23 protein-coding genes are annotated in these 26789 nt (G+C 66.6%); 10 read left to right on the plus strand and 13 right to left on the minus strand.

What is annotated here, in order from left to right:
- From BTO20_RS33000 to BTO20_RS33025, 6 genes are all read right to left on the minus strand, one after another.
- A complete protein-coding gene (locus BTO20_RS33000) occupies positions 1–1638 on the minus strand; it encodes a dipeptide ABC transporter ATP-binding protein (protein WP_087080258.1) in 1638 nt (545 codons plus the stop codon).
- Positions 1635–2501, minus strand: a complete 867-nt coding sequence (locus tag BTO20_RS33005; RefSeq protein WP_087080260.1) for an ABC transporter permease — start codon at positions 2499–2501, stop codon at positions 1635–1637. The genes BTO20_RS33000 and BTO20_RS33005 overlap by 4 nt, the downstream gene beginning before the upstream one ends.
- Positions 2498–3469, minus strand: coding sequence for an ABC transporter permease (locus tag BTO20_RS33010; RefSeq protein WP_087083014.1), 972 nt, complete (start codon positions 3467–3469; stop codon positions 2498–2500). The genes BTO20_RS33005 and BTO20_RS33010 overlap by 4 nt, the downstream gene beginning before the upstream one ends.
- Complete coding sequence (locus BTO20_RS33015) at positions 3466–5094, minus strand: ABC transporter substrate-binding protein (RefSeq protein WP_087080262.1); 1629 nt, start codon at positions 5092–5094, stop codon at positions 3466–3468. The genes BTO20_RS33010 and BTO20_RS33015 overlap by 4 nt, the downstream gene beginning before the upstream one ends.
- Before the next feature lie 212 nt (positions 5095–5306).
- Positions 5307–6017 carry an SGNH/GDSL hydrolase family protein gene (locus BTO20_RS33020; protein WP_157680384.1) on the minus strand — a complete coding sequence of 237 codons (711 nt, stop codon included), beginning with the start codon at positions 6015–6017 and terminating at the stop codon, positions 5307–5309.
- 5 nt (positions 6018–6022) lie between these two features.
- Positions 6023–8293 carry an MMPL family transporter gene (locus BTO20_RS33025; protein WP_087080266.1) on the minus strand — a complete coding sequence of 757 codons (2271 nt, stop codon included), beginning with the start codon at positions 8291–8293 and terminating at the stop codon, positions 6023–6025.
- Between the two features lie 519 nt (positions 8294–8812).
- On the opposite strand from BTO20_RS33025, the gene BTO20_RS33030 reads away from it, so the two are divergent.
- Both BTO20_RS33030 and BTO20_RS33035 read left to right on the plus strand, forming a co-directional pair.
- Complete coding sequence (locus BTO20_RS33030) at positions 8813–10039, plus strand: flavin-containing monooxygenase (protein ID WP_087080268.1); 1227 nt, start codon at positions 8813–8815, stop codon at positions 10037–10039.
- Positions 10036–10812 (plus strand): O-methyltransferase, encoded by a 777-nt coding sequence (locus tag BTO20_RS33035; RefSeq protein ID WP_087080270.1) that lies wholly within the window; start codon positions 10036–10038, stop codon positions 10810–10812. The genes BTO20_RS33030 and BTO20_RS33035 overlap by 4 nt, the downstream gene beginning before the upstream one ends.
- On the opposite strand, the gene BTO20_RS33040 is transcribed toward BTO20_RS33035, so the two are convergent.
- Both BTO20_RS33040 and BTO20_RS33045 read right to left on the minus strand, forming a co-directional pair.
- Positions 10737–11390 (minus strand): rhomboid-like protein, encoded by a 654-nt coding sequence (locus BTO20_RS33040; protein ID WP_408632216.1) that lies wholly within the window; start codon positions 11388–11390, stop codon positions 10737–10739. The two genes, BTO20_RS33035 and BTO20_RS33040, sit on opposite strands and share 76 nt — an antisense overlap.
- Positions 11391–11485: 95 nt before the next feature.
- Positions 11486–12163 carry a hypothetical protein gene (locus BTO20_RS33045; protein ID WP_198344156.1) on the minus strand — a complete coding sequence of 226 codons (678 nt, stop codon included), beginning with the start codon at positions 12161–12163 and terminating at the stop codon, positions 11486–11488.
- A gap of 721 nt (positions 12164–12884) precedes the next feature.
- On the opposite strand from BTO20_RS33045, the gene BTO20_RS33055 reads away from it, so the two are divergent.
- Entirely contained in the window at positions 12885–13472 is a 588-nt protein-coding gene (locus BTO20_RS33055; RefSeq protein ID WP_087080276.1) for a hypothetical protein, read from the plus strand.
- A gap of 24 nt (positions 13473–13496) precedes the next feature.
- On the opposite strand, the gene BTO20_RS33060 is transcribed toward BTO20_RS33055, so the two are convergent.
- The gene (locus tag BTO20_RS33060; protein WP_198344601.1) at positions 13497–14369 is read right to left on the minus strand and encodes a glycoside hydrolase family 16 protein; all 873 of its coding nucleotides are present in this window, start codon (positions 14367–14369) and stop codon (positions 13497–13499) included.
- Positions 14370–14616: 247 nt separating this feature from the next.
- On the minus strand, positions 14617–16479 hold the full coding sequence (locus BTO20_RS33065) for an Hsp70 family protein (protein WP_087080278.1): 1863 nt from the start codon (positions 16477–16479) through the stop codon (positions 14617–14619).
- 215 nt (positions 16480–16694) lie between these two features.
- On the opposite strand from BTO20_RS33065, the gene BTO20_RS33070 reads away from it, so the two are divergent.
- Positions 16695–17162, plus strand: coding sequence for a nuclear transport factor 2 family protein (locus tag BTO20_RS33070; protein WP_198344157.1), 468 nt, complete (start codon positions 16695–16697; stop codon positions 17160–17162).
- 3 nt (positions 17163–17165) lie between these two features.
- Here BTO20_RS33070 and BTO20_RS33075 read toward each other — a convergent pair whose 3' ends face one another.
- Entirely contained in the window at positions 17166–17819 is a 654-nt protein-coding gene (locus BTO20_RS33075) for a L,D-transpeptidase family protein (RefSeq protein ID WP_064949664.1), read from the minus strand.
- A gap of 82 nt (positions 17820–17901) precedes the next feature.
- Here BTO20_RS33075 and BTO20_RS33080 point away from each other — a divergent pair, with 82 nt between their 5' ends.
- Positions 17902–19365, plus strand: a complete 1464-nt coding sequence (locus BTO20_RS33080; protein WP_087080282.1) for a bifunctional phosphatase PAP2/diacylglycerol kinase family protein — start codon at positions 17902–17904, stop codon at positions 19363–19365.
- On the opposite strand, the gene BTO20_RS33085 is transcribed toward BTO20_RS33080, so the two are convergent.
- Positions 19319–19990 carry a phosphatase PAP2 family protein gene (locus BTO20_RS33085; protein ID WP_087083020.1) on the minus strand — a complete coding sequence of 224 codons (672 nt, stop codon included), beginning with the start codon at positions 19988–19990 and terminating at the stop codon, positions 19319–19321. The genes BTO20_RS33080 and BTO20_RS33085 overlap by 47 nt on opposite strands.
- Positions 19991–20045: 55 nt before the next feature.
- Between BTO20_RS33085 and BTO20_RS33090 the strand changes: the two genes are divergently transcribed.
- The 5 genes from BTO20_RS33090 (at position 20046) to cysC (ending at position 25910) form a co-directional block, all read left to right on the plus strand.
- On the plus strand, positions 20046–20765 hold the full coding sequence (locus tag BTO20_RS33090) for an NUDIX hydrolase (protein WP_087083022.1): 720 nt from the start codon (positions 20046–20048) through the stop codon (positions 20763–20765).
- 83 nt (positions 20766–20848) lie between these two features.
- Entirely contained in the window at positions 20849–22252 is a 1404-nt protein-coding gene (locus BTO20_RS33095) for a sulfatase family protein (protein ID WP_087080283.1), read from the plus strand.
- Positions 22253–22330: 78 nt separating this feature from the next.
- Positions 22331–23134 (plus strand): trehalose 2-sulfotransferase, encoded by an 804-nt coding sequence (gene stf0, locus BTO20_RS33100; protein WP_087080285.1) that lies wholly within the window; start codon positions 22331–22333, stop codon positions 23132–23134.
- A complete protein-coding gene (gene cysD / locus BTO20_RS33105; RefSeq protein ID WP_087080287.1) occupies positions 23131–24051 on the plus strand; it encodes a sulfate adenylyltransferase subunit CysD in 921 nt (306 codons plus the stop codon). The genes stf0 and cysD overlap by 4 nt, the downstream gene beginning before the upstream one ends.
- A complete protein-coding gene (gene cysC, locus BTO20_RS33110) occupies positions 24051–25910 on the plus strand; it encodes an adenylyl-sulfate kinase (protein WP_087080288.1) in 1860 nt (619 codons plus the stop codon). Before cysD ends, cysC begins: the two co-directional genes overlap by 1 nt.
- On the opposite strand, the gene BTO20_RS33115 is transcribed toward cysC, so the two are convergent.
- Positions 25877–26740: an alpha/beta fold hydrolase gene (locus BTO20_RS33115; RefSeq protein ID WP_087080290.1), complete on the minus strand. Its 864-nt coding sequence runs from the start codon at positions 26738–26740 to the stop codon at positions 25877–25879. The two genes, cysC and BTO20_RS33115, sit on opposite strands and share 34 nt — an antisense overlap.
- Between the last annotated feature and the right edge of the window lie 49 nt (positions 26741–26789).

Raw genomic sequence — 26789 nt, forward strand, 5'->3', positions numbered from 1 at the left:
TCAGCCTCCGGAGACGGGTTGCGGTTCGGCGGCGCTGGGCAGGCTCGCCAACAGCTGCTGGGTATAGGAGTCGCTCGGCGAGTCGAATATCTCTGCGGCAGTGCCGGATTCGACGATCCGACCGCCACGCATCACCAGCACCCGATCAGCCATGTGATGGATGACCCCGAGATCGTGTGAGATGAACAGATACGACAAGCCGAGCCGCTGCTGCAGGTCGGTCAGCAGGTCGAGCACCTGAGCCTGGATCGTCACATCGAGCGCCGATACCGGCTCGTCGCAGACGATCACATCGGGCTCGGGTGCCAGGGCCCGGGCGATCGCCACGCGCTGACGCTGACCACCGGACAACAACAGTGGGCGCCGGTTCAGATGTTCGGCGGGCAGCCCGACGTCGGCGATCAACTCGGTTGTGCGGTCCTGCCGCGCCTCGGGGTCCGCGTATACCTCCACGGGCAGCGCGTCCTCGATGATGCGCCGCACGGTCCAGCGCGGGTCGAACGATCCGAGCGGGTCCTGGTACACCACCGAGATCCGGCGGCGGCGGGAGCGGCGCGCCGCTTCGGGCACTGCGCTCCACGGTTCACCGGCCAGCGTCACGGTCCCGGCGTCGGGTTCCAGCAGTGCCAGCGCGAGCCGGGCCGTCGTCGTCTTCCCGGAGCCCGACTCGCCCACGATGCCGAGCGTCTCCCCCACCCCGAGTGCGAACGAAACATCTTCGACGGCGGCACGTTGCACGCCGTCGGGTCCGGTGAACGCCTTCCGTAGCCCCTCGGCGGCCAACAGCACCTCATCCCGGTGCGGCGCCGCTACCACCTCCGGTGCGGGCGTACCCGACAGCCGGGTGCCTTTGCGGTGAGCGGCCGGCACGGCGTCGAGCAGGGTGCGCGTATAGGGATGGGTCGGCTGCTGCAGCACCGACGCGACCGGGCCCTGTTCGACCAGTAGGCCGTTGCGCATCACCGCGACGCGATCGGCCAATCGGGTCACCACTGCCAGGTCGTGACTGATCAGGATCAGCCCGGTACCACGCTCTTTCATGCTCTGCAGCAGATCGAGGATCTGCGCCTGCACCGTGACGTCGAGTGCGGTGGTCGGCTCGTCGGCGATCAGCAGGGGCGGGTCGAGTGCGATCGCCGAGGCGATGAGGGCGCGTTGGCGCTGCCCGCCGGAGAGCTGATGCGGCAGCTGGCGGGCCCGCAGCTCCGGTTCGGGAACGCCGACCGCACTGAGTAGTTCGAGTACCCGCTCTCGACGCCGGGCACGCCCACCGAACCGGTGCAGCCGCAGCGTCTCGGCGATCTCACTGCCCACGGTCCGCAGCGGGTCGAGCGATACCAGCGCGTCCTGCAGTACGAAACCGACCTGGCTGCCGCGGATTCGGCGCCAGTCGCGGTCCCGGTTCCCCAGTACGGAGCGACCCTGCAGTTCGAGTCGGGTCGCGGTGACCTGCGCGGTGGCGCCGGACAATCCGAGCAGGGTGCGGGCGGTGACGCTTTTGCCGGAACCGGATTCGCCGACAATCGCGAAGCACTCACCCGGTGCGACGTCGAAAGAGACTCCGCGCACGACCGGTTGCGGGTCGCGGGCACCGAAGGCGACGGCCAGGTCTTCGACCCGCAGGAGCTGTGTGGTCATGTCAGACGTCCTTCGAGTCGCTGTTGCAGGTGACGGCCGAGCACCGTGACGGCCAAGGTGCACCCGACGATCGCGAGGCCGGGAAACAGCTCCAGCCACCACGCCGTCGACACGAAATCGCGTCCGGCGTCGAGCATCGCGCCCCATTCGGGCGCCGGTGGCGCGACGCCGAGCCCCAGGAAGCTCAACGAGGACGCCCACACGATGGACTGGCCGACACCCAATGTCGCCAACGCCACCAGCGGCCGCATGGCGTTGGGGAACACGTGGCTTCCGATGATCCGCAATGGGGTGTGCCCCAGGACGATCGCGGCATCGACGTATCCGGAATCCTTGACGGCGATCACCTGACCGCGCACCATCCACGCGTAGCCGGCTGCGGATCCGAGTGCGACCGCGACGATCTCCGTCGCCACGCCCGGCCCGAACACCGCGATGAACAACAGCGCGATCAGCAGCCCGGGTATCGACAGGACGACTTCGAGGAATCGGCTGATCGCACCGTCGGTGATCCGTCCGCCGAGCCCCGCCGCGAACCCGAAGACGATCGCGAAGAGCAGCGCGAGAGCCGTTGCGCCGGTGCCGATCAGCAGCGAGCTGCGGGCGCCGAACACCACCCGCGTGTAGATGTCGCGGCCCGATGCGTCGGTGCCGAACCAGTGTTGCGGCGACGGACCTTGCAGGGCAGCAGCGATGTCGGTGTCGAATGGCGACTCGTGCGTGAAGAGACCCGGTGCAACCACCCACGCCAGCACCAGCAGCAGGAACAGCGCCGAGAGCCACACCGCCGGGCGGAACCCACGTGCCGACGCAACGTGCAGCGTGGACCGTACGGCGGTCGGGTCCGCGATGTTGACGGTCATCGGCCGGCCTTTCGCAAGCGCGGATCTATCCGCCCGAAGGCGGCGTTCACCGCGGCGTTGGCGATCACATAGACCGCTGCGACGAACAACGTCACGCCCATCACCACCGGCATGTCGTGCGCAATGACGGCGTCGACGAGCATGCGGCCCAGACCCGGTCGGACGAAGATGGTCTCGACGATCACCGCCGTGGAGAACAACGAGCCCAACGCCCACCCGGACAGCGTGAGGCCGGGCAGCACGGCATGGCGCAGGGCATGCCGCCAGCGCACTCCCCAGTCGCTCATCCCGCGGGCGCGGGCCGAGACCGCAAACGGTTGTTCCAGTGCCGACGAGAATTCGTCGCGGGTCACCTGTCCGAGGAACCCCGCAAGCGGCAGCGCGAGGGTCAACGCGGGCAGGACAAGCGCGTCGACACCGCCGTCACCGACCACGGGAAGCCAATGCAGCTGAAAGGCGAAGATCACCAAAAGTACGATGCCGAGCCAGTATTGGGGCAGGGCGGCCAGAAAGGTCTCCAGCGCCGAGCCGATCGCGGCGACCGGACGACTCCGGTGCGCCGTCAGCAACGTGACGGTAACGGCGATCACCCACGACGCGGCCAATGACACGGCGGTGAGTGTCAGGGTGGGACCGATCTGTTGCACGATCATGTCTGTCACCGGTTGTTTGCGGCTGTAGGACGTGCCGAGATCACCGCGCACCAATCCACCGAGATAGTGCAGATACTGGACCAGCACCGGCTGGTCGAGCCCGTACTGGACGCGCACCGCGGCGATCTGCTCGGGGGAGGGTTTGGCACCGGCGCCGCCCAGGATCGCCAGCACCGGGTCGGTGCGCATGAGCTTCTGCGCGAAGAAGGTCAGGGTCGCCGCACCCCACAGCACGCCGACGACACCGACGACCCGACCGGCCAGCCGCCGCACCCGGATCGGGGTGCGGCGCGCCGGAACGGCGACGTCTGTCACGGCGCCAGCCACGCGTCGTGCAGCACGGGTTCGCCTTCGGACGGTTCGATCCAGACGTCCTTGAGCCGCTTCTTGCTCACCAACCGGGTGGTCTGCGGATACAGGCCCAGGAAATAGGCGTTCTCCGCCACCACTTTCTGCACGGTGTCGTACAGATGCTTTTGCTGCTCGACGTCGTTCGATGCCGCAACCTCGTGCAGTGGTCCGTCGATGGCGGGATTCTGCACCCACGACATGTTGTTGCCGGGAGCCAGTTTCAGCGAGTCCGTGGAGTACACGATCGACAACACAAGGGGCGTCGGGCTGTTCCAGTAGGCCCCGGCCAACGCGTCGTACGCATTGGGGTCGGTGAACGCTGCGTAGTACTGATCCTGCGGTATCGGCTTGAGGACGAGATTGAAGCCGATTTCCTTTTCCGCGGCCTGGATGTCCTGGTACAGCGTGACGTCCGCCGGTGGGGTGTCGCCGGGGTCGGACGAGTACACGCCCGTTGCGGTGAGCTGCTTACCGTCCTTGGTCCGGAAGCCGTCACCGTCACGTTGCGTCCATCCCGCCGCGTCGAGCAGCTGGTTGGCCTTGCCCGGGTCGTGCGTGTAGAAGTCACCGAGGCTGTCGTCGACGAACGGCGTGGTCGACGACAGCGGGCCGTGCTCCCAGTTGAAGACGCCCAGGTATGCGCTCTTGACGGCCGCTTCCGCGTTGGCCCCGTGGATGAAGGCCTGGCGGACGGCGGTGTCGGTGAACGGTGCCCGAGTCGTGTTGAGCGCGAACCCGTTCGGTTGCCCGGTATGGGTGAATTCCTGCAAGGCCAGGTTCGGGTCGTTCTTGAGCGCGGCGTTCTGCTGCGGCGGCGGGTTGAAGATGAGGTCGGCGCCCTGCCCCTGCACGGCGGCGAACCGCACGGACCCGTCTTCGAGGAACTTCCAGCTCACATGGTCGAGGTAGGCGGGGCCCTGGTGCTTGGCGTCGGCGGGTGCGGAGTTGTAGTCGGGATTGCGGTCGAGTTCGACACTCTGGCCGTGGACCCATTCCTTGACCTTGAAGGGGCCGGTACCCACGGGGCTCTGGCAATTGGCGCCGAGACCGCGTGCCATCGCCTTGGGCGACTCGATGCCGAAGAAGGCCTGTGAGAGCACCGGCAGCAGGGCCGAATACGGCTTGGACAGCTTGATCTCGAACGTCGCCGGGTCCACCGCGCGCGAGGACTGGTAGTACGGCTTCAGATAGCCGGCATCGGTCAACGATTGTGTTGCGGGGTCGAGCATCTGGTCGAAGTTGGCCTTGACCGCGGCGGCGTCGAGCGGCTCACCGTCGTGGAACTTGACGCCCTGCTTGATCTTGAACGTGTAGGTCAACCCGTCAGATGAGACCGTCCAGGAATCGGCCAGCCACGGCACCACCGTGCCGTCGCGGCGTTCGGAGACCAGGGAATCCAAGAACTGCCGGGCGACGTAGGTCTGTGGCATGTCACCGTTGTTGTGCGGGTCGAGGCACAGCGGTTCGCGGTCGGCGCCGTAGACGATCGAGCCGCCACTGACCGGTGTACCGCCGCCATCGGATGAGGTCTGGCTCGAACCACCGCAGCCGGACAGCGCCAGGCCGGCGACGAGGGCCACCGCGGTCATTGCGGCAGCGCGACGAGAGAGGAAGGAATCTGGCATCGGTGGTTGGTCTTTCGGTGCAGCGATCAACGCCACGCCAGACGGCCCGCACGCCCCACGGAGACGGGCGTGCGGTCTGGCGCTGGTGTTGTGTTATCGGGTGGTTCTGGCGGACAGGGCCCAGAAACAATCCCGCGATCCCTCGGATGCCGGAAGTAATGGAATCGTGGCGATCCTTATCCGGCCACGAACTCCTCGATCAGATCCGCGATCATCGTCGCGCCTCGAGTGTTCTGGTGCAGCAGGTCCGTGGTGAGCTGCAGCCCTCGCCGGTGGGAGATGTCGTCGAGTGATCGCCGCAGCAGAAAGTGCTGGATCGCCCCGCCGACCATGAGGGCCAGGTTGTCGCGGTAGTGGGTGCATGGCTGGAACCCGCCCACGGTCAGATACTCGACCTGCCGTTCGTTGAGCGGAAGGTATGTCACACGGTCGCTTTCAGCGATTTTCTTGAGCACCGCGCTGTACTCCTGCGAGCGTCGCACCGATGCGGACCCGAGGTCCTCGCCGAGCACCGGCAGCGACAGCAGCCCGATGCGAGCCGACGTTTCTCGCGTCAACCGCTCGACGATCGCGGCAACGTTGTCGGCGAACCCTTCGATGCCGGGCCGCCCGGTGAGCTTGTTCATCCGCCGCGCTCTGGCACCGCTTTTCGCCGACATGCTTGCGACCACGTCGTTGCTGCCGATCAACACCGTCACCACGTCGGGCTGCAGTTCGACGATTCCCGCAAGACGCCGCAGCACGTTCTCAGCGAGTTCACCGTTGACGCCGGCATTGGTGAACTCCAACGGCGCCAACGATGTTCGCTCCGACAGCATCGCCACGTAGTCGGCGCTGAGTTGGCCGCGGGTGATGCTGTCGCCGAGGCACACGACGCGTCGGGGCATGACGGCTACTGCACCTCCTCGCTGTCGCGTCGTTGCGCGGGCACCCATCGATGCTTCGGTGCGGGTGAGGCCGGCTCACCGTGGGTGATCCCGATGTGCTTGTGCAGCCAGACCAACGGCGCCGGCGCCCACCAGCTCCACCGACCCATCAGGTGCATGAACGCCGGCACCAACACCGTCCTCACCAGCGTGGCATCGACCAGGATGGCCAGTGTCAGGCCGAGGCCGAACATCCGCATGAACGACACGTGGGCAGCGGTGAGCGCCGCGAACGAGATCGACATCACCAGCGCGGCTGCGGTGATGACGCGCCCGGTGTGCGCGACGCCCAAGGCGACGCTCTCGTCGGCGGCGGCGCGGGTTCGTTCCGACGCCAGCCAGAACTCCCTGATCCGGGACACGAGAAACACCTCATAGTCCATCGACAAGCCGAAGGCGATGCAGAACAGGACCACGGGCATGTTGGTGACGAGCGTGCCCGTCGCCGTCGTCCCCAATCCGCAGAGATGGCCGTCCTGGAATATCCACACCATGGCGCCGAACGCGGCGCTGAGCGATAACACGTTGAGCACCAACGCCTTCAGCGGCAGGAACACACTGCCGGTCAGCATGAACAGCAGGAGCAGCGAGATCACCGCGATCACCCCGAGCACCATGGGTAGTCGAGACATGATCGCGTTCACGGTGTCTCGGTTGGTTTGCGCGGTCCCGGTGATGTCGACGTTGCGGCCGCCTGGACCTGCCAGGGCGTGGATCTGGTCGAGCTGGGTCTCCGAACTCGACGAGAACAGCGGTGCCGTACTGGATGCGGTGAGAAACATGCTGCCTTGTGCCTCGCCGGTCGCCGCCGACGGCGGGCCGGTCTGCACACCGCTGACGAAGGTGCCCATCGGGGTGGACACCGCGGTGATGCCGGGGACCCGCGAGAGGTCGGCCGCGTAGCGGGCAATGTCTTGGGGCCCCAGCCCGTCGGCGTCGGGGATGACCACCGACACCGACGTGGCGGGGTCGGCATCGAACCCGGTGCGGAGTTGGTTCCCGACCTGATGCGGTGACGCCGAACTGGGTAACACGCGGTCGTCGGGGAAGCCCCACTTGACGCCGAGGAACGGCACACCGAGCAGCACCAGCAGCGTGACGACCGCCAGTCCGATCGAAACCGCGTGGCGCATGACGAATCTGGTCGAGCGGTACCAGAATTGCTGGTCGACGGGACGGGGCACCGGTGGCGATCTACGCAGCAATCGCCGAACGTCCAGCGCGTCCAGCCGGGTGCCGAGCACGACGATCGCTGCCGGTGTCACCACCACCGCCACGCTCGCGGCGAAGGTCACCGTGGCAACGCCCGCGTACGCCAGGGACTTGAGGAAGTGCATCGGGAACAAGATCAGCGCGGCCATCGAGAGCGCGACCGTCGTCGCGGAGAACAACACCGTGCGGCCCGCCGTCACCATGGTGCGCTCGAGCGCTTCGTCGCGGCCGGCGCCGTCCGCCAACTCGTCGCGGTACCGGCTGATGATCAGCAACGTGTAGTCGATCGCCAGCGCGAGGCCCATCGCGGTGCTCAGATTCAGCGCGAAGATCGACACGTCGGTGGTGAACGTGATCAGCCGCAGGACGGCGAGCGCGCCCGCGATCGCCATCACCGCGACCATCACGGGCAACGCCGCGGCCAACAATCCACCGAAGACCCACACCAAAACAAGGAAGCTGAGCGGTATGGCGATCGACTCCATCAGCAGCAGGTCCTTCTGCGTCTGCTGGGTGATCCCCGCGTTGACCATCGCCGGGCCGCCGGTCTGCACCGTGACGGCGTCGTGGTTCCGCAATATCTGCTCGGACAGCGTGTTTGCGTAGTTGGGCGCGTCCCGCTCTCCGCCGGTGATGCCTGCCACGATCAGTCCCGACCTGCCGTCTCTGCTGACGAGCTGGGTGGCCGCGGCCGGCGGGACGGTCCATGCGGACGTCACGTTCGCCACATGCGGTGAGCGGTGCAGTTCGTCGACGATCGCGGTGCCGGTCCGGCGGGCCGCTGTGCTGTCGGCACCGTCCGGCGAGCTGACGACGAACACGAGCTGTTGGTCGCCCTGGCCGAATCGATCGGCGAGCATTCGCGTCGCGATCGCCGATTCGGATGCCGGGTCTTCGAACCCGGTCGGCGAAAGGCTGTTGGCCACCGGGATACCGAAGACAGCGGCGACGACCATCGCCAGCGCCGCGACGGAGACGGTCAGTCGTGGTGCCGCGATGGCGAGGCGAGCAATGCGGTGCAGCAAGTTCGTGTCCTTTGCGGACGACAGTTCCAGCTACCTTGACGACTTGCGATGTTACAGCGGCAGATCGAGGTTCTGCGAGCCCTTGGCCGGATCCGAGAGCCACCGGCACAGCGCGATTGAGGCCGGCCTTTTTGCGGAGTCAAAAATCAAGGACGACAGGGGATGCCGGGCATTTCTAAGCATGCGAACGTTGAACCGTGGCGCGGTCGGCACCGTGTCATCAGTGACGACCAGATTGGAGCGCTGACGACCGAAGCTGATCAACGATCACCAGTAGTACCTGGCCCACGGGACGAGACTGCAGTAGTGCGTTACTCAATCTCGCCGCACCACACGGCATCCATAATTCACGGTGTTGGAGATGGTCTCCAGGAGAGGACGGATCATAGGGGCCGCGGTGCGCCAAATTCCATCGGCAGCACTGCGCCGACGCTGTTTTCAGTTAGCCTGAAATGACCGACGCCACAGGCCAGTCCCCCTTGGGCCCGGCAGTGATAGCTGAGCGAACGGAGGCGGTGGATGACCACCGAGGCCCGGAACCTATTTGACGCCATCGTCATTGGCGCAGGTCCGTCCGGCCTCGCCGTCACACGCGAGTTGCGGCATCGGCACGGCATCAAGGCGTTGATCCTCGATCGTGCTGGGGCACCGGCAATTTCGTGGCGAACACGGTATGACAACTTCCGGTTGAACACCACCGGCTTCCTCTCCCATCTCCCGGGGCAGAGAATCCCCGTCGCGGCCGGACGCTGGCCGACCAGAGAGGACATGGTCGCCTACTTCGACAGCTACGTCGAACGTCAGAACATCTCGCTGCGCTTCGAATGCGAGGTCAACCGGGTCGATCGCACGGCCGACGGCTGGCAACTCGACACGTCGGCGGGCGAGATCCACGCACCGACGGTCGTACTCGCGACGGGCAACTACCGGACGCCGGTCATCCCGGCCTGGCCAGGCCTCAACGATTTCACGGGCGAGGTCACGCATTCCGCGGGCTTCCGCAATGCACGGCCGTACCGGAATCGCGATGTCCTGGTGGTCGGCGCCGGGAATTCGGCCGCCGACATCGCGGTCCAACTCGCCGACGACGACGCCAACCGGATCTGGCTTGCCGTGCGCACTCCCCCGCATCTCGTGCGCCGGGCGCTGGGCCCGATTCCGTCCGACGTGTTTCTCGAGCTGTCCGCCCGGATACCGGCAAGTGTGGTCGACCCACTGATCGCGCGCACCCACCGGCTGGTGTGGGGCACCGATCTGTCCGTCTACGGTTTTCAGCGGCCACCGTTGGGACTGAAGGCAACTGTCGAACAACGCGGCCGCATCCCAACATTCGCCGACGAACTCGTCGCTGCGGTTCGGGCCGGACGCATCGAAGTGGTGCCCGCGGTGAAAGCGGTCGGGCCCAGCTGCGTGACGCTCGCCGACGGCTCGTCCGTCGCACCCGATGTGATCATCGCCGCCACCGGATTCAGTCCCGATCTCGACGACCTGGTCGGCCATCTCGGCGTCCTGGACGATCGCGGCAATCCCCGCGGCGGCTTCTCGGGTCACCTCGGCGACGGTCTCTTCACCATCGGCTACGGCATCCCCCCCAACAGTCCGCTGCGGTCGATCCGTCGGCACGCGACGCGGCTGGCCCGCGACATTGCCCGGTATCTGAGGGATTTATCTATCAGAAGTGAAGCGCCACAGCCTGTCTCGGGGACCCGCGGCAGGCGCGCCGCCGAGCAGGGCCGATTCCGATGACGCTCAAACGGTTCCTGGCGCCGCTGCGCTGGTCGGTCATCAACACGTTCCTGCTGCCGCGGACATTCGCGCGGACCGGCCAGTTCGGTGACGGCCGGGAGGCCGCGGCCGCCGAGTACGTGCTGGCCAACGCCCGCCGAGGCGACGTCGACGACGTGCTGGCCACCATGGACCGATTCGCCTATGACAAGACCTTCCTGATCAGCGTCGGCGACGAGAAGGGCGAATTGCTCGACGCCGCGGTCAAACGCGCCGACACCCGTCTGGCACTCGAGCTCGGTACCTACTGCGGTTACGGCGCGCTGCGAATCGCCCGTTCCGCGCCGACGGCGAAGGTGTTCTCGGTGGAGTGGGCGCAGGCCAACGCCGACATCGCCCGGCGGATCTGGGCACACGCCGGCGTGGACTACCGGATCACGTGCGTCGTCGGCATGATCGGCGACGGCGGGCGCACTCTGCAGGCACTCGAAGACCACGGATTCCGGGCCGGCGCCCTGGACCTGTTGTTCCTCGACCACGTCAAGAGCGCATACCTGCCAGATCTGCACAGCATCGTCGAGCGGGGATGGCTGCATCCCGGTTCGATCGTCGTCGCCGACAACGTCAAGATCCCGGGCGCCCCGAAGTACCGCGAATACATGCGCCAGCAGCAGGGCACGACGTTCGACACCATCGAGCACAACACCCACGGCGAATATCAGACGGTGGTCCGGGACCTGATGCTGGAGTCGGTCGTCCTGCCCGCATCACGCGACGGCCGGGTGAACGGGTAGCAGCACAGGCCGATCAGCAGAGCGCAGAGATGCCCGATAGCGGTGAAGTTGATGTTGCCCACCAGCGCGGCCCCGAAGTAGATGAACGCCGTCCCCAGATACACCCACCGCCAGGGCCGCACGATGCGGTATGCCAGCACCGCGCCCACCCCGACCAGGAAATAGCTGACCCCGATGTCGCGCACGTGGACGAGACGCTCTGGCGCGACGTGATCGTGGATCGCCAGGTACAGCAGGCCTTCGCTGATGTAGGTGGCCAGCACGTGGGCGATCAAGCCGACACTGAGCCACCGGATTTGTCCGAGCCAGCGTTCGGCGGGCGCGAGGATGAGGCTGAACAGTACGAGATACGGCGTCCAGAAGCGGCCGTCGATCCAGAAGAGGCTGGTGACCAGCACGTAGAGCGGGTCGGTCTCCAGGTGGTGGATGTTGGTCGAGCTCTGGATCAGCAGGACGTGCAGGTCCCGCCCGTGCAGTTGGTGCTGAATGATCGTGGTGACCAGCAGGGCCGCCAGCCAGGTGTAGGTCAGCGGCGCGCTGCGGACATACCGCCACACCGCCGTCAGCCACGAATTCAGACGCACGCGCCCAGTATGCGCACGTCGGCATCGTCGTGCCCTCGATCAAGCTGTGGACGAGCTGTCAGCCTCGAAGAACCGCCGCAGCCGGCGAGCTAGCGCAGATAGACCTCGCCGCCGGTCGGGTAACCGCCGCCGGTGGTGGTGAGGTGCACGTGGTCGTAGTGGCCGTAGCCGCCGCTCTGCGGGCCGCTCGGCGTGTAATAGGTGCCGCGCCAGATAGCGTCCTGCAGCCCGAACCGGTCCGCGTTCTTCAGCGCGTACGCGACGATCGCATTGCCCAGCGCGATGCCCTCGGCACTGCTGGGGTTGGGGATCATCACGTCGAGCGCCAGCCCGTCGGGATGCCAGCGCAGCGCGTCGGGTCGAACCCCTCCGATCTGGTGAATCTCGGGGAACGCTGCGCTGACGGCTCGGGCCGTCAGGATCGTCCGGACCTGTAGGCCCCGTTCGGGCGCGACCCCGACCGGCAGGAAGCGGGGGACGACGGCGACGGGTACGACGCGGTAGTGCGAGCGTGAAGCCGCCTGCAGGGAGACGACGGACATGCCCGAGTCCTCCTCGGACGGGGCTGACGAGAACTTGCTCCGCACCGGCGTGACCACCTGCAGACCGCTCGCGACATCACCCTCGATGACCGATTTGGCGGCTTGCCCGGAGCTGAGTTCAGCGGCGCTCCCGCCGACGGCGAAGAACACCGCGGTCGAGGCGAGCACGGTAGCGCCGACGGCCGGTGATACCCGCCGCCGACTGGCTAATGCGTGCCGACCCACACGGAGCACCATACGAGCGGCTCAGGATCCGTGCAGCAACCCCCCAGCCGATCTTGGAGTTTCCTCAGAGTCTCGCCAGATAACACACAATCGACTTTTTGGTGCGCACCGACACGCAATCGTGACCTGTGAGCGGCCGATTCGCTCGCCGCGCGGCGTGCCACCTAGGCGACTAAACGAATTGAAAATGTCATCCCGGTCAGGTGCCGCCCGCTACGCTCCTACCCAAAATTGACGCAGCCGTACATCGCGGGGGGCGCCGGTCCATGAAGCCGTGGGATGGCGGGCGCCCGAAGACCCGCCGCGTCATCCTCGGGGAGAAAGCCGTCGCGACGCGCGGCCTTTCGTTGCGGTACGCCACCGAGCAGATCCGCTCATCGACGGACTGGTGCTGCCACGACGACACCCGCAATCCAAACCCACGCAGCGGTTTCCACGCCGGGCAAGCCGGGCACCACAGCGAACTCGACAGCCACCAAACGACTCTCAGACGTCGGCAAGCGAATCTGCGGCAGCATCAACAAGATCGGCCAAGGACTCAAGAAGGCCTTCGCCAAACCGGCCAAGTCAGACAAACCCAGCCAAGCAAACAAGAGCGACGCCGGTGCAGGCGGTTCGGGGGACGCCGAACAGCACCGACGTGATCGGTCCCCTCGCAGCCAGGGAGGGGACCGATTTTTTGGTGCGGGAAGACCACCGACGGGTCACTGACAATGGGTAGATGCACCGGATCAGCGTCATCGCCGCGGCGGCCGTGTCCGCCGGACTGCTCGCGGCACCGCAGGCGAGTGCGTCGCCCGATGCCGGCGCGCTGGCCGCACTCACACCGGTGGACGCCAGCACCTATGGCACCTACAGCACGTACGGCGCCGGCGGCTGGCAGTTCACCACCGCTGACGGCATCCACTGCCGCATCATGACGATCACCCGCTGGCAGAGCCCGCCGACGGCAGATTGTTGGGGTTCGTTGCCAGGTGTCACTGGGAGCACCAACTATGCCTTCGCCAAAGGGCCATGGTTCGGCCCGACGGACGATGTGAGATCAGGGCTCGGCACCGCGAACCTCGAGGACTTCGAAACCTACCGGAGCTACGAGCACCGCAGCGGCCCCGACGTCGACCGGGTCGATCCGGCGTCGTATCACCTGCTGCCGACCGGCTCGAAAATTGTGGTGCCAGAGGATAGTTCGTCCGTCACCTGCGGTGTGCCGAGCGACCACAACGTGGTGTGCACAGTGGCAGGAACCGGCCAGGACGGGCCATGGCAATACGGATTCGTGTTGAGCCCGCAGGGCAGCCGGTCGTTCTAGAACGTCTACCCCGCGGGCGAACGATCAGCCTTGGAAGATGCGGATCCAGTCGATCAGCATCTCGGCCGGGTAGCTCCCGCCGCTGGGATCGCGACCGCCCGAGCCACCGACAGCGATGTTGAACACCGGCACCAGGGTGTAGCCCGGATCGTTGAACGGCCAGTCGTCCAACGAGTTCGCCGGAACCGAGAAGAACGGCTCCATGCCTGCCGCGTAGTCCTTCCAGAAGTACATGCCCTGCGGCGTCCACGACATGCGCCAGGTGTGCCACCCGCCGTCGATCGGGTGAGGATCGGTAGCGAACGATTCACCGTCGAGCCGGGCGTGCACCGTTGTGCCCGAAGGCCAGTCGCGGTTGCCGTACCACTCGACCAGGTCAACCTCGCCGCCACGAACCGGATCGTCGTTGAGGAGCCAGAACGCGGGCCAGGCACCGTCGGTCAGGCAGTTGAGCTTGACGCGGGCCTCCCAGGTGGTGCCGATGCCGCCCCGCCAGTTCCCGATGACCTTGGCGCTCGCGTACTTCTCCTGGATCGTCGTGCCAGGGCCGCGCGTCGCACGGATGACGAGGTTGCCCTTGCCATCCTGGAACACGTGGTCGGTGTCGGTCACGTACCGCCCCATGTTGAACGGTTTGTCCCATTCGACCGGGTTCTTGATGGTCTCGCGCTCAGGCACCAGGTGCCGCCACGCTGGATCCGGCGGAGTTCCGGCAGGTCCGTTGAATTCATCCTGGAACAGGTAGTTGGGCGTTCCAGCAGCAGCCGGCACCGGAGCTCCGGGCGCGGCGGGTCCGGGCGGGTTTCCCCCCACGGGGTCTGCGTTGGCGACCCCTGCAGGCAGCGCCGCGGCTGCCACCCCCAGACCCATCATGAACATCACACTGCGACGATCCATATCAGGCACAGGCACACAATAGAGGGGCTAAGCACGCTCCTGCGTACTTAGGTGCTGTGAACGTGTTCGCGTCCGGCGGCGACATCGCGGCCATTGAGGTAAACCTGCAGCTCCCGGCCCAATCGAGCCGTCTGACCCGAACGAATCCAAATCAGCCGTCTCGACTCCACGCCGAATTCGACGTGAATGTTGTCGATCGCGACGGCGAACGACGTTTCCGTCGAATTCGGCGCAGGGGCTCCACCCGCTACGGCTGATAGGGCGACCCGTACGGGTTCTGCTGCTGATACGGATACTGCGGCTGATACGGGTTCTGCTGATACGGGTATTGCGGCTGCTGGGTGGTCGGGTTCGTGTTGGGCACCTGAATCGGAATCGGCACCGGGACGAACGGCACCGTGATGTAGGTCGTCGTCATCGGATTCGTCGTCGTGGTGGTCGTCGTCGGTGTCGTGGTGGTCGTCGTCGGCGGCGTGGTCGTCGTCGTTTCGGTGGTCGTGGTGGTGGTCGTCGTGTGCGTCGGTGGTGGTGGCGGCGTCGACGTCACGGTCACCACCCGGGTCTCCGTCTGCGGCGGCGGGGGTGGTGGGGGCGCTTCGGTCACCGGGGCCGGTGGCGGGGCCGCCTCGGTCACGGGTGCTGGCGGGGGCGGCGGTGCCGCCGACGGAGGTGGCGGTTCTACCGGTGCGGCCTGCTTCTGGGTCACGGGTTGTGGTGGAGGCGGCGGCGCCACCGATGTCGTGGCGGTGTCCGTGGCACTGGTCAGCGCATAGGTCACCCCACCGATGGCGACTACCACCAACGCAGCGGCGACGCCGAACACTGCCACGGGCAGCTTCTGCCACGCCGACCGGGGTTCTTCGATCGGACCGGTCCGCGGTACGTAGTGCACGGTCGGGCGCGCAGCGGTCTGCGTTCCGAACGACTCCAGATCCGGCCCGGTGTAGGGCACCACGTCGTCGTCGGTGTCGTCCTGAGACCAGGCCAGCGCCCGGAAGGTCGACGAATCCGGCTCCTGCGGCGTCATTTCCGGTATCGGGGTCGCGGCGGTGGCTTCGAGCGTCGGAGCCACTCCGGTCTGGACGTCGGCGTCCGCGGAATACGCCGCGGCGAGCGCGCCACCGATCGCGGCATCCAGGGCCGGCTGCGGCGTCATCACCACCTGGGCCTGCGAATGCTCCGAAAGTTGTTGGGTGACAATCGGAATGTTCGCACCGCCGCCGATGGTGACCACAGCGGCCACCGCGGGCCAGCCAATTCCGTTGCGCTCCAGGGCCGTTTCCAGCGCCGCCAAGGCACCGGCCAGCGGCTGCCGCATCAGCGTCTCGAGCTCGGCACGGGTCACCCGGACAGTCGCGGAGTATCCCGGCAGTTCGACCATGAGGTCGGTGGCAGTCTCCGCCGACAACCGCTCCTTGGCCTGCCTGCACTCCTCGCGCAGTCGGGCCAACGATCCCACCGCCACGGTGCCCGCGGGATCGATACCACCGGCCTGCGCGACACCGTCGAGCACATGGGTCAGCAGCGCCTGGTCGATCTGGTCACCCGAGAAGTCCGGATAACGGGTGGTCTCGTCGATCGGCGCGAACGACGCTCCCGCGTCGGCCAGGGTGATGCTGGTGCCGCCGCCACCGAAATCGAGCAGCGCCACCACGCCGCTGAGCGGTAGCCCCGGGTTTGCCCGCAGCGCCGTCAACGACGCCACCGCGTCGGAGACGAGCCGGGCGGGCATCCCGTCGTGGGACAGGTTCGGGTTGGTGCGCATGGCGCTGCGCAACGCGCGCAGCGTCGGCGCGCCCCAGTGGGCGGGAACCGCGATCGCGAGCTGCGGCGACGGGCCTCCTGCGGCATCGACCATCGCGTCGAGCGCCTCGACCAGCAGGGCGTCGGCGGGGTACGACGCCCCGTCGGGCGCCACCAGCGGTACCGGGTCACCAACCCGTTCCACGAATCCGGCCAACGTCACACCGTGCGCGTCGGCGGGCACGCCGACCTGCGGCGTGCGGTCTGCCGACAAGGTCAATACCGATCGCCGTATCACAGGTTGATTGCCGACGCGCGCCGCAACCAGGTTGGTGGTCCCGATCGACAACCCAAGCGGGTCGCTCATAACGGGAATCACAGTAGTCGGTTCGGCACGCACACAGACCCCTGACACACTTTCGTAATCGAATCGAACACGTTCCGCCATCGCACTTTTGGACTCCACATGCCATTCACAGCGCGTTCTATACCGACGCCCACATGCCGCATAGCCCCCGCGCGCTGCGCACTGACGACCCTAACAATGCCGGCTCTGTACCCGCCCCAGGCGACTGTGTTGCAATGACGGGCATGAGCGACATCGAGGACGTCAAGCAGGTCAAATACCGCTATCTGCGCGCGCTGGACACCAAGAACTGGGACGAATTCGCCAAGACTCTCACCGACGACGTCGTCGCGGACTACGGGCAGTCGCTCGGCGAGTCGCTGCATTTCACCGACCGCGACGCCCTCGTGGACTACATGCGGCGGTCACTGGGCCCGGAGACCATCACCGAGCATCACGTCTCCCACCCCGAGATCACGGTCACCGGTGACGAGGCCACGGCGACGTGGTACCTACAGGACCGGGTGATCGCACCGGCCTTCAACTTCATGCTCATCGGCGCGGCGTTCTATCACGACACCTATCGCCGCACGAGTGACGGCTGGAAGATCAGCGGCACCGGATACGACCGCACCTACGACGCCACGATGTCGCTGGAGGGGTTGAACTTCAACCTGAAACCCGGTACCGCCCTGCATATTTGATGCCTATTTGGCGACGGCGATCACCGCACCGGGCCGCAGCCACTGCATGATCTGCACGAGTTTGGCATCGTCGATCGCCACACACCCCGCGGTGGGTCCGCCATCGGTGGTGTGCACGAAGAACGCCCCACCGTTGCCGGGTACCCGAGCCTTGTTGACTCCCATCACCACTGCGTGCTTGTAGGCCGAGATGTTCAGGTTCTCGGTACCGCTGGCGGGGTCGGTGTTGAACGGGCACTGCGCCTTCTGGCACACCTGCATGGTGTTGTAGGTCGGGCTCTTGACGTCGCCGTCCCACCAGTGGTTGTTGTCGGTGATCTGCACGTATTGCAGCCCACCACCAGGATTCGGCGCGGTGCCGAACGCGAAGTCGAGGGAGAAGACGCCCATCGGGGTGGCCATGTTGCCGTCGTGGGTTTCGGCAGCCATGCCGTTGGCGCCGATGCTGGCGGGAATGCCGGCGGCGACGGCCTGCCAGCCGGTGGCATCCCGCTGGTAGACGTCCATCATGGCCTTCGAACCACCAACGCCGACAACGGAAATCACCTGTGTGGCGGTGCCCACCGAGTTGCCGAACCACGGCTCGACCGCGCCGGCCACCGGCGCGCCCGCCAGCGCCAACACCGCGGCGCACAGCAGGGCTCCCAGTCGTCGCACCCAACCATCGTCGCTGGCGACGCTATCGTCGCCGTAAAGGTTTGGACACGATCGGGTCGCGGACGGTCGGTAAGTTGGTTTGATGGACGTGCGAAAGATCGCCCGCGACCTGGGGACCTTGGACCGCGAAGTCTTCGAAGCTGTCGCGGAATCCCCCAGCCCGCTGCTCGACACAGCCATGCCGCGGCTGACCAATGCCGCCGACCACTCGAAGCTGTGGCTGGGTATCGCGACCGTATTGGGCGCGTTGGGCGGCTCGTCGGTGCGTCGCGGCAGTGTCCGGGGCGTGGCCAGCCTGGCCGTGACCAGCCTGGTGACCAACCAGATCGCCAAACGGCTGTGGCACCGGCCCCGGCCGGACCGGACCTTGATCCCCCTGGCCCGGCGCTCGCGACGCGTCCCCACCTCGCATTCCCTGCCATCGGGCCACTCGGCCAGCGCCGCGGCGTTCGCGGTGGGCGTCGGCCTGGAAAGCCCGCCCGTCGGGCTCGCGCTGGCCCTGCTCGCCGGTCTGGTCGGGCTGTCCCGGGTGGCCACCGGCGCGCACTATCCCGGAGATGTCTTCGCCGGGTTCGGCATCGGAGCCGGTATCGCCATCCTGGGCGCCAGGGTCGTGCCCACCATCCCCACCTCGGCGATCCCGACGGCCGACCCGCTGCGCTACCACACCGATCCCCGGCCGGACGGCGACGGCGTGGTCTTGGTGATCAACCCCGATTCCGGTGAGGGCACCGGCGGTCGCGTCATCGATGAGGTCCGAAAAAGACTGCCGCACATCGAGATCGTCAAACTCGACGGAGACGACGATGTCGTGCAGGTGATGCGCGAGGCCGCGGCCCGCGGCGAGGTGCTCGCTGTCGGTGGTGGTGACGGCACCGTCGCCTGCGCCGCGGGGGTGGCATTCGACGCGGGGGTCCCGCTGGCGGTCTTCCCCGGCGGCACATTCAACCACTTCGCCAAGGACATCGGGTGTGACACGGTCGCACAGACGGTCAACGCCATCCGCGACGGCAGCGCGGCGTATGTGGATCTGGTTCGCCTCAACGACGACAAGACGGTGATCAACACCGCGAGCATCGGTGCCTATCCGAACTATGTCCGGGTGCGGGAGAAGCTCGAAGGCAAGATCGGCAAGCGGCTGGCCGGGGCGTACGCGGCGTATCTGACGTTGCGCCGCGACCAGTCGGTCCGCATTGCCTACGACGACAAGACGTTGCAGACTTCGCTGTTCTTCCTGGGCAATTCGACGTACCTGCCGTCAGGATTCGCGCCGTCGGTACGCCCACGCATGGACGACGGGCTGCTCGATGTGCGGATTCTGGAGAGCGGCAGGCGATTCAGCGGTCTGCGGATCGCCACGGCGATCGCGTTGGGCCGCCTCGTGCGCAGCCCGCTCTACCACGAACTGCAGGTGCCCGAATTTCGCTTCACCACCCTGGACGGGCCCACGGTGCTGGCCCACGACGGCGAAGTCGGCGAATCCTGCACAAAAGCAGATTTCAGCGTGCGATACCGGGCGCTACCGGTGTTCCGTCCGCTTCCGTGACCGTCGGATAGGGCCGCAGCGCCAGCCAGCAGACGACGAAGTAGGCGTACCCCAGCGCCCAACCGGCCACCACATCGGACGGGTGGTGCACGTTGAGCACCACCCGCCCCACCCCGATCGCGACGATGACCACCGCGCCCAGCACCGCCAGCCACGTGCGCAGCGGTGCCCGAAGCAGCGGCCAGGCCACGGCCAGCAACGCCAGCACGCCGACCATCACACCTAGCGCGTGCCCGGACGGGAACGACGTTGACGGAGCGTAGGCCAGCGCGGTGACCGGGCGGGGCCGGTCGGCGAGGTTCTTGGCCACCTCGGTGACGAGAGCGCTCAACTCGACGGCGAACAGCAGGAACAGCACGATTCGCAGTTGCCGCCGCATCACGGCGACGGCAATGAGCACCAGCGTCACGATCCGGAAGGTGACCGGGCTCAGCACCGTGCAGAAGACGTCCCAGCCCGCGACCCAGGCGGGGTGGGCTGCCCCATACCGGTACGGCACGCTCAGCCCGGCATCGTCGAAGTCAGCCAGCCAGGTCCACTGCTGCCCGTAGCCGATCCACATCAGTGCGTACAGCGCCACGGCGATCACCGCCGATGCGATCAGCCATCCGGTTCGTGTGGTCACCGTTTCATTCAAGCGCGCCACCGGGCCGCCGATGAACGGCGCCTATGGTCAGACGATGACCATCAGCTACGACGAGGCGCTGCGCCGGCGGATCCAGGCCAACCTGGCCAGTCACGAGCGGTACACCGTGACCGACCCGACGAAGAGGCACGCGGCGGTGGCAGTGGTGCTGGTGGATTCGGCCGTCGGGGAGGACCGGGTAGACCCGGCACCGGTCGACGACTGGATCGGGGGCCGGCCGATGCCCGAGGCGAACCTCGACGGCCGCATGGTCGACGTCTCGGGCGGTGCGGCGTTCCTGTTGTGCCGCAGGGCGATCCGGATGAACTCGCACGCCGCCCAGTGGGCACTGCCGGGCGGGCGGCTGGATCCGGGTGAGACGACGGTCGACGCGGCGCTGCGCGAATTGCACGAGGAGGTCGGGATCGACCTGCCCGGCAGCGCCGTGCTGGGCCAGCTCGACGACTACCCGACCCGGTCCGGCTACGTCATCACCCCGGTGGTGATCTGGGGTGGCGGCCGGCTGGACCCGCGCCCGTCCCCCGCCGAGGTGGTCGCGGCCTACCGCGTCGGTCTGCACCAGTTGCAACGCGAAGACTCTCCGCGCTACGTCACCATCCCCGAGAGCCCCAAGCCGGTCGTGCAGATCCCGCTCGGCAACGATCTGATCCACGCTCCGACGGGCGCTGTGCTGTTGCAGTTGCGGTGGCTGTGTCTGGAAGGACGCCATGACCGGGTGGATGAGCTCGAACAACCCGTCTTCGCCTGGAAGTAAGGCGAACGCGGACGGGTCCGCGATGTACAGCACTTCGATCGTGGTGAGCAAAAGCCAACAACAGATGAAATTCTCGCTGTGGGATGGTTGCCTCGAAAGATGAGGAGGCGGACGTGAGCTCGAAAAGCAATGTGCTGATCGTGCACTGGCACGATCTCGGACGTTATCTCGGTGTCTACGGACATCCCGATGTGTCGAGCCCACGACTTGATGCGCTGGCCGCCGAGGGCATCCTGTTCACCCGCGCGCATGCCACCGCGCCGCTGTGTTCGCCGTCGCGCGGCTCGTTGTTCAGCGGCCGCTACCCGCAGAGCAACGGCATTCTCGGATTGGCCCACCACGGCTGGGAATACCACGCAGGTGTCCGCACCCTGCCCCATCTGCTCGCGGAATCCGGCTGGTACACAGCGCTGTTCGGCATGCAACACGAAACCTCCTATCCGACGACACTCGGCTACAAGCAGTTCGACGTGTCGAACTCCTTCTGTGAGTACGTCACCGAGAAAGCCATCGCATGGCTGGCCCAGCCCCCGCGCGAACCATTCCTGCTCACGACGGGCTTCTTCGAAACGCACCGCCCCTACCCGCGTGAGCGTTACGTCCCTGCCGAGCCGGACGCGGTGAGCGTGCCGGACTATCTTCCCGACGCCGGCGAGGTGCGCGAAGACCTCGCCGAGTTCTACGGTTCGATCGCGCTGGCCGACGCCAAGGTGGGTGAACTGCTCGACGCGCTGGCATCCAGCGGTCTCGACCGCAACACCTGGGTGGTGTTCATGACCGACCACGGCCCGGCCCTACCGCGGGCCAAATCGACGCTGTACGACGCGGGCACCGGCATCGCGCTCATCGCGCGGCCGCCGACCGGCTCGGGTATCGCGCCGCGGCGCTACGAAGATCTGTTCAGCGGGGTCGACCTGCTGCCTACCCTGCTGGATCTGCTCGGCGTGGAAATTCCCGCGGAAGTGGATGGGCTGTCCCACGCCAGCAATCTCCGTGAGAATTCAGATAACGGCAACGAGGTGCGTGCCGCGGTCTACACCACAAAAACTTTTCACGATTCTTTCGATCCTATTCGCGCGATTCGTACCAAGGAATACAGCTATATCGAGAATTATGCGCAACGGCCGTTGTTGGATCTCCCGTGGGATATCGCGGACAGCCCGCCGGGACGCATCCTCGAGCCCCTGACCCGCACGCCCCGCCCGGCCCGCGAGCTCTACCGCCTCACCGACGACCCGACTGAGTCTAATAACCTGCTCGGACCCGGTGTCAATGACAAGGACGAGGCAATTGCCGACGAGCTGGCCCTGCAGTTGAACGACTGGCGACACAAGACCCACGACGTCATTCCCTCGGATTTCGCCGGCACCCGGATATCCGAGCGATATACCGAGACATATCTTCATATTCATGGCCGTCCTGCCACCAGCAGATCGGCCATCGCCACTGATCGCAACCTGGCCGAAACACGACAGGACGAACAATAGTTTCGTTCACGGTGAATATAAATATCAGTCACCGTCTCCAATAGGCGCCGCAAACAAAATGGGATTAGAGTCTCGCCCATGCCAGACCATCCCACCGCGTACCTGGTGCTCGCATCGCAGCGCAGCGGCAGCACGCTGCTCGTGGAATCTCTACGCGCCACCGGCGTAGCCGGGGAGCCGCAGGAGTTCTTCCAATACCTGCCGACCACCAGCCAGTCGCCCCAGCCGCGGCAGTGGTTCGCCGGCGTCGAGGACGAGTCGATCCTGCGTCTGCTGGATCCACTCGACGAGGGCAAGCCCGACTTGGCTCCGGCAGCGATCTGGCGCGACTACATCCAGACCGTGGGCCGCACCCCCAACGGCGTGTGGGGCGGCAAGCTGATGTGGAACCAGACACCGCTGCTGTTGGACCGCGCCCAGGGGCTGCCGGACCGGTCCGGACCCGGACTGCTCTCGGCGATCCGCGATGTCGTCGGCAGCGACCCCGTGCTCATCCACGTGTACCGCCCCGACGTGGTCTCCCAGGCCGTGTCGTTCTGGCGGGCCGTGCAGACCCGGGTGTGGCGCGGCAGGCCCGACCCGGTGCGTGACGCCCGCGCCGAGTACCACGCAGGCGCCATCGCGCACGTCGTCACCCTGCTGCGTGCGCAGGAGGAGGGCTGGCGCTCGTGGTTCGCCGAGGAAGACATCAAACCGATCGACATTTCGTATCCGTACCTGTGGCGCAATCTCACCGAGGTCGTGGCCACGGTGCTGGAGGCGTTGGACCTCGACCCGCGGCTCGCTCCCCCGCCAGTGCTGGAGCGTCAGGCCGATCAACGTTCCGACGAGTGGGTGGACCGCTACCGCTCGGATGCCGAGAAGGAGGGGCTCCCGGTATGACGAGCACGATTACCGCCCTGACCCAGGTCGACGAGTTGAGGCTGTTGGAAGCCGAAGCCGTGCACATCATCCGCGAGGTGGTCGCCGAGTTACAGCGGCCCGTGCTGCTGTTCTCGGCGGGCAAGGATTCGATCGTGTTGCTCCGCTTGGCGGAGAAGGCTTTTCGTCCGTCACCGCTGCCGTTCCCGGTGTTGCACGTCGATACCGGCCACAACTTTCCCGAGGTCATCGAGTTCCGTGACCGCCGCACCACCGGCGTCGGACACAAGCTGATCATCGGTTCGGTGCAGGAAACCATCGACAGCGGCCGGGTGGCCGACCCGGGCCCCGGCGCCTCCCGTAACCGGCAGCAGACCCGAACCCTGTTGGACGCCTTGGAGGCCGGCGGATTCGACGCCGCGTTCGGCGGTGCCCGTCGCGACGAGGAACGCGCCCGTGCCAAGGAACGCATCCTGAGTTTCCGTGACGAGTTCGGTCAATGGGATCCCCGGGCCCAGCGGCCCGAGCCCTGGTCGCTCTACAACGGCCGGATCCGCAAGGGCGAGCAAGTCCGGGTGTTCCCGCTGTCGAACTGGACCGAGCTGGACATCTGGCGCTATATCGAGTTGGAAAACCTGGAGTTGCCGTCGATTTACTTCGCACATGAACGTGAGGTGTTCGAACGTGACGGCATCCTGCTCGCGGTGTCGGAGTACGCACAGCCGACCGGCGACGAGAACGCGGCCGTGGAATGGGTCCGGTACCGCACCGTGGGTGACCTGACGATCACGGGCGCCGTGCGCTCGACGGCCACCACGATCGACGGTGTCATCACCGAAATCTCCGCTGCCACAGTGTCGGAACGCGGTGAAACGCGCGCCGACGACCGGACGTCGGTGGCGGCGATGGAAGACCGGAAACGGGAAGGGTACTTCTGATGAGTACCCGGCAACTACTGCGCATCACCACGGCCGGGTCGGTCGACGACGGCAAGAGCACCCTGATCGGCCGGTTGTTGCACGACACCGACAGCCTGCCGTTGGACCATCTGGAAGCGGTGACGGACTCCGAGGGCGTGGCGGACCTGGCCGCGTTGTCCGACGGCCTGCGCGCCGAGCGTGAGCAGGGCATCACCATCGATGTGGCGTACCGGTTCTTCTCGACCGAAACCCGCAGCTACATCCTGGCCGACACCCCGGGCCACGAGCGCTACACCCGCAACATGTTCACCGGTGCGTCCAACGCCCATGTGGCGATCCTGCTGGTCGACGCCCGTGCCGGGGTGCTGCGCCAGACCCGCAGGCACGCGCGGATCGCGAAACTGTTGGGTATCAAGCACTTCGTCGCCACGGTGAACAAGATCGACCTGGTCGATTTCGACAAGCAACGGTTCGCCGAGGTGGAGCGTGAACTGCATCAGGTCGCCGACCGGCTCGGCGGTGCGGATCTGACCGTCATCCCCATCGCCGCCAAGCACGGCGACAACGTGGTGCACCGGTCCGAGAGCACGCCGTGGTACGACGGTCCCACGCTGCTGGATTACCTCGAGGACATCGAATTGTCGGCGCCACACCCGGATCCGGCGAGCGTTCGCCTGGCGGTGCAATGGGTTTCGCGCCCCACCTCCGAGCAGCGGCGGCGCTATACAGGGCGGCTTTCGGCCGGCACGCTCAGTGTCGGTGACTCGATCGTGAGCCTGCCGGCCGGGAACCGCTCGACGGTGACCGCCCTGGACACCCTCGACGACGACCGCTCGATAGGTGTTGCGCCGCTGTCGGTTTCGATCGAACTGGCCGATGACATCGACGTGGGGCGTGGCGACGTGTTCGTCAGCGGCTCCGAACACGCCGTACTGCCTGTGCTGGCCCGGGAATTGGACGCCACGGTGTGCTGGTTCTTCGACGCGCCCCTGCGGGCCGGGGACCGGTTGGCCCTCAAGCAGGGCACGCGCACGGTGCGGGCCACCGTCCAGGAGCTGCACACCAAGCTGGACCCCGAAACCCTCGACGAGGTTGACGGTCCAGTCGAGTTGGCGCTCAACGACATCGGCTCGGTGACGCTGCGGACCAGCTCCGTCGTCGTCGCCGACCCGTACGCCGAGAACCGGGACAACGGCGCGTTCATCCTCATCGACGAGGTGTCCAACGACACCGTCGGCGCCGGGATCATTCTCGAAGCGCGTGAGGTAAAGCCCAGCGGGCACAACCGATCCGACATCAAGTGGCATCCCTCATCACTGGACCGCTCCTACCGCTGGGGCAAGACCGGGCAGCGCGGCGCCACCATCTGGTTCACCGGGCTGCCCGCGTCGGGCAAGTCCACGCTGGCGGTGGCTGTCGAGCGGGCGCTGGTCGAGGCCGGCCAGGTCGCCTACCTGCTCGACGGAGACAACCTGCGTCACGGCCTCTCCGATGATCTCGGCTTCTCGGCGGGTGACCGCACCGAGAACATCCGTCGCGTGGGACATTTGACCCGGCTGCTGGCCGACGCCGGTGTGGTGGCGTTGGCTTCTCTGGTGTCGCCCCTGAAGTCCGATCGCGACACCGCACGGGCGCTCAATGATGCCGCGAAGCTGCCGTTCATCGAGATCCGCGTAGCCACCTCGCTGGCCGAATGCGAACGGCGCGACCCCAAGGGGCTCTACGCCCGGGCCCGCACCGGTGAACTCCGGGGGCTTACCGGCGTCGACGCACCGTACGAGGCGCCGGAGAACCCGGACCTGGTGCTCGACACCACCGAAGCCGACATCGACGCACTCGTCGCTCAGGTTGTCGAGCTGCTGAATTCCCACCGCTGACTTGTGATTTGCGGTGTTTTGGCCGTGGCGAATGCGGCCAAAGCACCACAAATCGTGTGGGCGTGGGTGACGTAGAGCCCGTGCGCGGCACCGGAGATCTCCATGAGCTCGCCCTGCGGCAGCAGCGCTGCCGTGCGCCGGCCGGTGAGCTCGATGGGTGCCGAGACGTCGGCGTCACCATGGATCACCAGCACAGGCAGATCCAGGTCGACGAGTTCGGCGCGGTAATCGGTACGGGCGCCCATCCGTTGAGTGGCGACCAGGGTCTGCACCGGGACCGCCACGATCTGCTCGATGGTCTGAGCCAGAACTCCCTGCGGTACAGGGTGATTGGCTCCGAAGAACGGTGCCGCATTGTCGATGCACCACTGCCGCACGTCGGCCTCGAGCTGCGCGAGCATCGCGTCGAGCATGGCCTCCTCGACGCCATCCGGATTGTCGGCGGTCTTGATGAGCAGCGGCAACTGCGGTGCGACGAACACGGCGCCGCTCACCCGAGTGCTGCCATGCCGGCTGAGGTACCGCACGATCTCGCCGCATCCCAGCGAATGGCCGACCAGTGTCACATCTTTGACGTCGAGATACGCCAGCAGGGCGGCCAGGTCGTCGGCGAGCAGATCCAGCGTCCACTCACCGTCGTACCTACCGGACGCGCCGTGGCCGCGGCGGTCGTAGCGCACGCACCGAAGCCCCGACTGCACAAGGCGTTCGGCGAGGTCTGCCCACTGTCCGGAATTGAGGCCCCACGAGTGGGTGAACACCACGGTCGGGCCCGTTCCGGCGTCTGTGTAGTGAATGTCGGTGCGATCGGCGGTCGATAGTGTCGGCATGCCTCCATCGTCGAACCTGTACGTATGCCTGTCGATTACGTCGGAGGTA

Source organism: Mycobacterium dioxanotrophicus (genome assembly GCF_002157835.1).
GTDB lineage: Bacteria > Actinomycetota > Actinomycetes > Mycobacteriales > Mycobacteriaceae > Mycobacterium > Mycobacterium dioxanotrophicus.